At 64.6% G+C, this 1327-nt stretch carries 2 protein-coding genes; both read right to left on the minus strand.

What is annotated here, in order from left to right; all coding sequences use genetic code 11:
• On the minus strand, positions 1-808 hold an 808-nt coding region (locus HW556_RS18325), incomplete at its 3' end, for an IS3 family transposase (RefSeq protein ID WP_176901559.1).
• Positions 808-1320, minus strand: coding sequence for an IS630 transposase-related protein (locus tag HW556_RS18330; protein ID WP_176901560.1), 513 nt, complete (start codon positions 1318-1320; stop codon positions 808-810). The genes HW556_RS18325 and HW556_RS18330, both read right to left, overlap by 1 nt.
• Positions 1321-1327 lie beyond the last annotated feature (7 nt).

Below are 1327 nucleotides of genomic sequence, written 5' to 3' on the forward strand. Positions count from 1 at the left end.
AGTCGCAGCTGCCGTGCGGGCGCAGCTCGTTGTAGGCCCGCACCGCCCGTGCCACCAGCGCATCGGCCTGTGCAAAACCGGGCAGCGTGTTGCCCAGACCGAATTCGTCCTTCAGGATACCGTTGACCCGCTCGGCCACGGCGTTTTCGTACGGGTCGCCGTTTTGGGTCATGCTTAGGGCCACGCCGTGGCTTTCGAGCAGGCCTACGTACTCGCGAGCCGCGTACTGCAGGCCCCGGTCGGAGTGGTGAATCAGCGGGCGATGCGACTGGGTGCGGGCCGCCAGGGCCTGGTGCAGCGCGGCGAGCGTGCCGCGCACCGACAGGTCGGGGTGCAGGCAGGCACCCACGATTTTGCGGGAATACAGGTCCGTAATCAGGCTTAGGTAGCTCCAGCCGCTGAGCAGGCGCACGTAGGTGATGTCGCTGACCCAGACCTGTTCGGCCCGGCTCACGGTCAGGTGGTCAATCAGGTTGGGGCGGCGAAACAACGGCAAGCAGGTGTGCGTGGTGACCACGCGCCGTTTACGGCGGCGGATGAGCAGCCCGTGGCCAGCCAGCAGGGCAAACAGGTAGTCGCGACCCACCCGGGGTGCGTGTTCTGCCAGGTGCGGCAGCAGCAGAAAATACAGCTTGCGCGTGCCCAGGCGGGGCAGGTCTTCGCGGATGTCGGCTACCAGGGCCAGTACCAGCCCGTCGAGCAGGGCCTGCGCCGTAGCCCGACGCTGGTGGTCATAAAATGCCTTTCGGGTCTTGCCAAACAGCCCACAGAGCGTGCCCACACCGACGTGCGGGTACTTCCGGCGCATTATTTCGACGGCTTGGCACCAGCCTTTTTTCGGATGTCAATCTTATAGGCCGCTTCAGCCTGGTCAATCAACGTGTGCAGGGCTTCAATTTGCCACTGCGCCTGCCGCAGCTGCCCGGCCAGCCCCGCGTTTGCGTCGGCGGGTGGCTCCGGCTCGACCGTGAGCAGCAGCGCCTCGCTGGCCCGGTAGGCGGCCACCCACTGGCGCAGGGTCTTTTTCAGGCGCAGCTCGTACTTGAGCAGGGCCTCGTCTTCGCTCAAGCGTCCGTCGAGTAACTCGCGGGCAATGTGCTGCTTCTGGGCAACGGTGAATTGTTTGCGGCGCATCTGCGCGTATACGGTCGTGCCGTAGCGCTTGAGCCACGCCAGCAGCGTCATGTGGCCTACGCCGAACTGCTGCCGGACGGCTTGCTGAGACAATCCTGATTCGACCAGCCGGACGGCCTCCTGGCGAACAGAAATTGCATAATGGTCATTTTTGCCCCTGCGTGGGGCTTGCGCGGCTACAGTCATACATCAA

Origin of the sequence: Hymenobacter terrestris, assembly GCF_013377905.1 — a bacterium.
GTDB classification, from domain to species: Bacteria; Bacteroidota; Bacteroidia; order Cytophagales; family Hymenobacteraceae; genus Hymenobacter; species Hymenobacter terrestris.